Source organism: Streptomyces sp. NPDC006283, from assembly GCF_040613325.1.
Taxonomy (GTDB): Bacteria; Actinomycetota; Actinomycetes; order Streptomycetales; family Streptomycetaceae; genus Streptomyces.
In genome coordinates, this window is record NZ_JBEXRZ010000089.1 from 21,258 (window position 1) to 28,181 (window position 6,924).

Annotated in this window: 8 protein-coding genes; 7 read left to right on the forward strand and 1 reads right to left on the reverse strand. The window is 70.7% G+C overall.

Annotated features, from left to right (window positions below):
* The first annotated feature begins 6 nt into the window (after positions 1-6).
* The 3 genes from ABZ070_RS19750 (at position 7) to ABZ070_RS19760 (ending at position 3,463) form a co-directional block, all read left to right on the forward strand.
* Complete coding sequence (locus ABZ070_RS19750; RefSeq protein WP_356635529.1) at positions 7-1,239, forward strand: cation:proton antiporter; 1,233 nt, start codon at positions 7-9, stop codon at positions 1,237-1,239.
* Positions 1,240-1,388: 149 nt separating this feature from the next.
* Positions 1,389-2,669, forward strand: coding sequence for a VWA domain-containing protein (locus tag ABZ070_RS19755; RefSeq protein WP_356635530.1), 1,281 nt, complete (start codon positions 1,389-1,391; stop codon positions 2,667-2,669).
* Positions 2,669-3,463, forward strand: a complete 795-nt coding sequence (locus ABZ070_RS19760; RefSeq protein ID WP_356635532.1) for a hypothetical protein — start codon at positions 2,669-2,671, stop codon at positions 3,461-3,463. The genes ABZ070_RS19755 and ABZ070_RS19760 overlap by 1 nt, the downstream gene beginning before the upstream one ends.
* A gap of 107 nt (positions 3,464-3,570) precedes the next feature.
* Here ABZ070_RS19760 and ABZ070_RS19765 read toward each other — a convergent pair whose 3' ends face one another.
* Positions 3,571-4,008 carry a subtilase-type protease inhibitor gene (locus ABZ070_RS19765; protein ID WP_356635534.1) on the reverse strand — a complete coding sequence of 146 codons (438 nt, stop codon included), beginning with the start codon at positions 4,006-4,008 and terminating at the stop codon, positions 3,571-3,573.
* 331 nt (positions 4,009-4,339) lie between these two features.
* On the opposite strand from ABZ070_RS19765, the gene ABZ070_RS19770 reads away from it, so the two are divergent.
* The 4 genes from ABZ070_RS19770 (at position 4,340) to ABZ070_RS19785 (ending at position 6,795) form a co-directional block, all read left to right on the forward strand.
* On the forward strand, positions 4,340-5,371 hold the full coding sequence (locus ABZ070_RS19770) for a PHP domain-containing protein (RefSeq protein ID WP_356635535.1): 1,032 nt from the start codon (positions 4,340-4,342) through the stop codon (positions 5,369-5,371).
* A gap of 473 nt (positions 5,372-5,844) precedes the next feature.
* Positions 5,845-6,039 (forward strand): CsbD family protein, encoded by a 195-nt coding sequence (locus tag ABZ070_RS19775; RefSeq protein ID WP_356635537.1) that lies wholly within the window; start codon positions 5,845-5,847, stop codon positions 6,037-6,039.
* Between the two features lie 155 nt (positions 6,040-6,194).
* On the forward strand, positions 6,195-6,365 hold the full coding sequence (locus ABZ070_RS19780; RefSeq protein WP_356635539.1) for a hydrophobic protein: 171 nt from the start codon (positions 6,195-6,197) through the stop codon (positions 6,363-6,365).
* 79 nt (positions 6,366-6,444) lie between these two features.
* The gene (locus ABZ070_RS19785) at positions 6,445-6,795 is read left to right on the forward strand and encodes a PRC-barrel domain containing protein (RefSeq protein ID WP_356635541.1); all 351 of its coding nucleotides are present in this window, start codon (positions 6,445-6,447) and stop codon (positions 6,793-6,795) included.
* The last annotated feature ends 129 nt before the right edge of the window (positions 6,796-6,924 follow it).

The window sequence follows — 6,924 nt, forward strand, 5'->3', positions numbered from 1 at the left end:
ACACCCGTGCACGACACCACCGCGCTGCTCATCGAACTCGGGGCGATCATCCTCGCCCTGGGCCTGCTCGGCCGGCTCGCCGGACGCATCGGGTTCTCGCCCATCCCGCTCTACCTGCTTGCCGGACTCGCCTTCGGGCACGGCGGCCTGCTGCCGATGAACGCCAGCGAGGAGTTCATCGCGACCGGCGCCGAGATCGGTGTGATCCTCCTGCTGCTCCTCCTCGGGCTCGAGTACAGCGCCTCCGAACTCGTCACCAACCTCAAGACGCAATACCCCTCCGGGATCGTCGACTTCGTCCTCAACGCGCTGCCCGGTGCGGCGGCCGCGCTGATCCTCGGCTGGGGGCCGGTGGCCGCGGTCGCGCTCGCCGGCGTCACCTGGATCTCCTCCTCGGGCGTCATCGCCAAGGTCCTCGGCGACCTCGGGCGGCTCGGTAACCGCGAAACACCCGTCATCCTCGGCGTCCTCGTCATCGAAGACCTCGCCATGGCGGTCTACCTGCCCCTGCTCACCGCGCTGCTCGCCGGCCTGAGCCTTGCGGGCGGCAGCCTGACGCTGCTCATCTCACTCGGCACCGTCAGCATCGTGCTGTACGTCGCGCTGCGCCACGGGCGCCTGATCAGCCGGGCCGTCTCCTCCGACAACCCCGAGATGCTGCTGCTGGTCGTCCTCGGCCTGACGCTCTTCGTCGCCGGCATCGCGCAGGAGCTCCAGGTGTCCGCGGCCGTCGGCGCGTTCCTGGTCGGCATCGCACTCTCCGGCGAGGTCGCGGAGGGCGCGCACAACCTGCTCGCGCCGCTGCGGGACCTGTTCGCCGCGGTGTTCTTCGTCTTCTTCGGTCTGTCGACCGATCCGGCGGACATCCCGCCCGTCATCGTCCCGGCGCTGATCCTCGCCGTCGTCACCGCGCTGACCAAGATCGCCACCGGGTGGTACGCAACCCGCCGCGCGGGCATCGGAGTCCGCGGGCGCCTCCGGGCGGGCGGCACGCTCGTCGCCCGGGGCGAGTTCTCCATCGTCATCGCGGGCCTCGCGGTCGGAGTCGAGCCCCGTATCGGGCCGCTTGCCACGGCATACGTCCTGATCCTGGTCATCATCGGGCCGCTGACGGCACGTTGGACGGAGCCGATCGGGCGCCGCTTCCTGCGGACGCCGCCTCCGTCGGGCAAGCCCACTTCGGCGCCGCCCGCGCCGACGGCGCCCGAGTCGACGTCGACTGCGGCGACTGCGAGCTGACGACGCGGAGGTCCGGGCCCGAAGCCGACGGTGCGTCACTTAGCCGCCGTTGCCCGCGTACCGGACCCGGCCCGAGTGGGTGATCCGGGCCGCCGCCCTCTCGAGGACCCCGTTTTGGATCATCCGCGGTTCGTCAATACGATCCGCGGATGATCATAAGAAAACGGCCCGCGGCCCGGGCCTGCGCCCTGCTCGCAGTCCTGGTCGCCGGGCTGTTCCCGGCAGGGGTGGCCGCCGCCGACGAACCGGTGGCGAAGGAATCCCCCAAGGTCGAGCTCGTGCTCGACGTCAGCGGCTCCATGCGGGCCCGCGACATCGACGGCAGGAGCCGGATGGCCGCCGCCAAGCAGGCGTTCAACGAGGTACTGGACGCCGTCCCGCAAGAGGTGCAGCTCGGGATCCGTACCCTCGGCGCCGACTACGCCGGTGACGACCGCAAGCGCGGCTGCAAGGACACCCGGCAGCTCTACCCCGTGGGACCGCTCGACCGGACGGAGGCGAAGACCGCCGTCGCCACCCTCGCGCCCACCGGCTGGACGCCGATCGGTCCCGCGTTGCTGGGAGCGGCGGACGACCTGGAGGGCGGGGAGGCCACCCGGCGGATCGTGCTCATCACCGACGGCGAGGACACCTGCGCACCGCTCGACCCGTGCGAGGTCGCACGGGAGATCGCGGCGAAGGGCATCCACCTCGTCATCGACACCCTGGGCCTCGTGCCCGATGCCAAGACCCGCGCCCAGCTCCGCTGTATCGCTGAGGCCACCGGCGGAACGTACACGTCCGTGCAGCACACGGACGAACTCTCCGACCGTGTGAGCCAGTTGGTGGACCGCGCGGCCGACCCGGTCGTCACTCCGGTGGCGACGGAGGGCGCCGCGCGGTGCGCCGACGCGCCCCTGCTCGCCCCCGGCCTCTACACGGACCGCGAGACGTTCGGCGAGCACCGCTGGTACCGCGTGGACGTGCTGCCCGGCCAGGAGCTCCGCGCCTCCGTGAGCATCGGCGCCGACCGGGCGGTGAACAGGGACTACGGTGTGCTGCTGCGTGCCGTCACCGTGCACGGCCGTGAGATCGTCCGCGGCTCGGAGGCCGGAGACGGCCGTACCGATCTCGTCTCGACCGGTCTGCGATATCCGAAGCCGGAGCTCGACGACGCCGACGACGTCGACCTGAAGCCCGCGGCGGAAACGGTCTGCCTGCAGGTGAGCAACTCCTTCTCCGCGCCCCCGGCCGTGAAGACCGAGCCCGGCCTGCCCGTCGAGCTCACCGTCGACGTGGTCGACGGTCCCGCCGAGGCCTCGGACGTGGCCTCCTTCGGCCTCGGTCGCGGCTGGTGGCTGCTGGGCGCCCTCGTCCTCACCGGTTTCGTGGCCGGGCTCCTGTGGGGCTGGGTCTCGCGCTGGCGCATCGCCGTCTGGAGGACCAACTGATGGGTATCGCACGCATGCTGACGGCCGGCGCGCTGGCCGCCGCCGCGCTGCTCGCCCCCGCGGGCGCGGCCCTGGCGGACGACTCCCCGAGTCCGAGTCCGAGCGCGACCGGGACGGAGGCAGGGCCCACCGAGGCCGGCACCACCTTCCGTACGGCCACCCCGATCGAGCAGGAACAGAAGGCCACCGCGAACGCTTCCAGCGGTGACTACCTGTACTGGGTGTTCCCCGCCGACGCCGAGCAGCGGCCCACCGTCAGGGCCCGGGTCACGCTGCCTGACGCGGCGGAGCGGCACGGCGCCTCGACCTGGCGGATCGACGTGTACGACGGACTGCGCCGCCGCCAGGCCTGCATGTACGGCATGCAGGCCCGCACGGCGGCCAAGGACGCCCCGGACGTGGAACTGACCTGCGTTCTGCGGACGGTGCGGTCGCTCGCGGAGCCGTGGGCCGACGACCCGCTGCCCGGCAGCTATTACGTACGCCTGACCGTGACCGGCCTCCCCGAGGAGGATCTCGGACTGCCGGTCCGTGCCGAGGTCGAGGCGGTCTCGAAGGACGCCGGCGGTGGGTACGCGGTCGACGGCGCGCTCGCCGAGCCGCTGGTGCCCGGTGTGTCCGCCGACGGCAGGCGGAACGAGGAGGAGGCCCGGCTCGACTGGTCCTCCGGCCGGTGGTCGGACCGCTGGGCCTGGACCGCCTCGGGCGGCCTGCTCGCTGCGCTGGCCGGAGTCGCGGGATACGGTCTGACCCGGGGCTCCGGCCGCCCCTCACGGGTGCCGCCGGGGGCGTGAACCCCGGCCCGGTGAGCGGGCCCTGAACCCCGGCCCGGAGGGCGGGCCCTGAACCCCGGCACGAAGAGCGGCCTCACGCCGTGCGGCCGCTCTTCGTGCCCCGCGCATCAGAACGCGAAGACCGTGCCGCTGGCGGTGTTCTTGACGCAAGCGTTGCCGAAGGTGTGCACGTAGGCGACGCGCTTGCCGTTCCACACGCCGTCGGCGGTCACGGTCACCGGGTCCCACTGCTTGGTACAGGCGACGCCGGGGTCACGCGTGGTGATGGCGTCGAAGCGGCCCTCGTTGGCGCGCAGTTCGGCGCAGGCCGCCTTCGGCGCGGGGTGCGTGCCGGTGGCCGTCGGAGTGCAGTTGAGTGTCACCGCGCGCAGCACCGCCCCGTCCACGGCGTTGTCCCCGGCCGTGACGGTGAACACGAGGGCCGAGGGGGCGTACAGGCTCTCCGTGCCGGGCTGTGCCGCGCCCGCGCTGCCCACCGCGGGCGCCGCGACGAGAGCCAGCGTGGTGGTGGTCGCGAGCGCGAGTCCTCTGGCGATGTACCGCATTTCGAACACTCCTGTGGGTTGTTGTTTCGGAAATCGGACGGGAGTCTGACTGAACCGGGTGAAGAACGCACAGCCGTACGTCCCCTTTCGGTCACGCCATGTGATGCCTTGAGGGCAGGCGGTGACCGGGTTCTGGCTGCTGACCAGCGGTTCAGTAGCTCGCCGAATCGGCTGAAGAAAGACGTTCAGGGTGGTTGAGCTATTGATTTTTAGGCATAGGGATACTTGAACCATTGATTGAAAGGATGTCTGGCGTTCACGCCTGCGTCGTGCAGCGTTGGACGGTTGGCCGGGGTCGGGGTTCACTGGGCTGAAGAGCCCGGAGGTGCCGATGGAACCGGTGGAAGCACTGGAACGTGTCGCATTTCTCCTGGAACGCTCGCTCGCGGAGAGCTACCGCGTACGGGCCTTCCGGACCGCAGCCGCGGCGCTCGACGGCCTCGGGGCGCAGGAGATCTCCGACCGCGCCGCGGCCGGAACCCTTGTCAAGATCAAGGGCATCGGCCCCAAGACCGCCAAGGTCGTCGAGGAGGCCCTCGCCGGGGGAACACCTGCCTATCTGCAACGGCTGGAGGAGGAGGCGGGCGCGCCGCTCGCCGACGGCGGCGCCGACCTCCGCGCCGCACTGCGCGGCGACTGCCACATGCACTCCGACTGGTCGGACGGCGGCAGCCCCATCGACGAAATGGGCCGCGCCGCCGCCGCGATCGGGCACGACTGGGCCGTCCTCACCGACCACTCACCCACCCTCACGGTCGCAAAAGGCCTCAGCGCGGAACGGCTGCTCGCCCAGCTCGAGATCGTGGAACGTCTGAACGATGCATGGCAGCCCTTCCGGCTTCTCACCGGCATCGAGTGCGACATCCTCCCCGACGGCAGCCTCGACCAGGAGCCGGAACTACTGGAACGGCTCGACGTCGTCGTCGCCTCCGTCCACTCCAAGCTGCGCATGGACTCCGACACGATGACCCGGCGGATGCTCCGGGCCGTCGAGAATCCGCTCACCGACGTCCTCGGCCACTGCACCGGCCGGCTCGTCACCGGCGGCCGGGGCACCCGGCCCGAGTCCCAGTTCGACGCCGACCGGGTGTTCGCCGCCTGCGCTGAGCACGGCACCGCCGTGGAGATCAACAGCCGCCCGGAGAGGCGGGACCCGCCCCGCAGGCTACTGCGCCGCGCTGTCGACGCGGGCGTCCTGTTCGCCGTCGACACCGACGCGCACGCACCGGGGCAGCTCGACTGGCAGATCATCGGCTGCGCACGCGCCGAGGAGTGCGGGGTGCCCGAGGAGCGGGTCGTGAACACCTGGTCCGCGGACGAGCTCCTCGAATGGACCCGCACCCGGCGGCGACCCAAAGGCTGAACCCGAAGCCGGCTGAGCTTTGAGGCCGAACCGGCACGCCGGGCCGGACCGGTGTATGGGCATGCCTCGGGCCGCACGGGGCAACCGATGAGCGGGGTGCTCCGCCCCGCACGCCGAAAGCAGAGGGGGATGCCCCGGATGTCTTCCAAGCTGACCAGCATCGTCCGTGAACTGCGGCGGCACGGAACCGCACGTCGCCGGCCGGCCGTGGACTCCCGTCTCGGCAGAGGTCCGCACGGCGTTTCCGCCGTGGCCGTCGTCCGTGGGCTCGTCCGGACACTCCGCACCAGGGCGGGCTCGGGCGGCCGGTGACCGCGGGCGCGGTGGGAACACCGGCGGCGGCTCCCCGGGGCGAGCGGATCCATACCGGTATCCGCCGGCAGCAATGCCGGCTTCTTTCTCGCCGCATTTACGGTTTGCGTCGCGGCAGTGCGGGCAACGGCGAGTCAGGACGACCGTGAAAGGTGATTTCCATGAGCGGTAGCGAAAAGGCGCGTGCCAAGGCAGAAAAGGCGCGGGGCAAGGTGAAGGAAGGCGCAGGGCGCGCCATGGACGACGAAAGTCTGACCGCCGAAGGGCGCACGGAGCAGGCGCAGGGTGATATGCGCGATGCCAAGGAGAAGGCCAAAGGCGGGGCGCGTAAGGTGAAGGACGCCTTCAAGCGCTGACGCGCCGCGCCAAACCGTGCCGCCGACCACTTCCGAGTGGTGGGCGGCACTTTTGTGCGCGGCGCTTTTACCCGGGAATTTCCCCGAGAAACAAGTAGTGTCGCGAGCATGTCGATCGAGGTGCGGGGCACACGGAGTTTCGGAGGTGATGAGAAATGATTCCCCTGCTTCTCGTCCTGTTGCTGGCTCTGATTCTTTTCGGTGCCGGATTTGCGCTCAAGGCTCTCTGGTGGATCGCCGTCATCGTGCTTGTCGTGTGGCTGCTGGGATTCGTGATCCGGCCCGCGGCCACGGGCGGCCGTCGAGGCCGCTGGTACCGCTGGTAGGGGTCCGGCCCCGACCAGGCGGCCCCCGGCCCCTGCTGAGCGACAACCGACCGGCACCATCCACAGTTGAGAGGAACACATGGACCCGAATCTCTGGGCCTACACCCCCGCTTCCGGCCGCGCGACCGAGGCCAGTCTGGTCGGCTTCAGGGTCGAGGCGAGCGACGGCAGCATCGGCAAGGTGGACAAGCACTCCGACGGGGTGGGCTCCGCGCACATCGTCGTCGACACCGGCCCGTGGATCTTCGGCAAGCATGTCCTGCTGCCCGCCGGCATCGTTTCGAGCGTCGACATCGCGGCGGAGACCGTCCATGTCTCCCGCACCAGGGAAGAGATCAAGAACGCGCCCGAGTTCCACAAGGACGCACACGCCGACGACCCGGCATACCGGGACAGGCTCGGCGGCTACTACGGTGGTTTCATGGGCTGAGAGAGCACCCCGGGGCGGGGGCGGACCGGGAGACGTTCCGGGTGCCCATGGTGGAGGCGCCGCCGCCGATGTCGGAGCCGTCGCCGACGACGACGCCGGCGGAGATGCGGCCCTCGACCATCGAGGTGC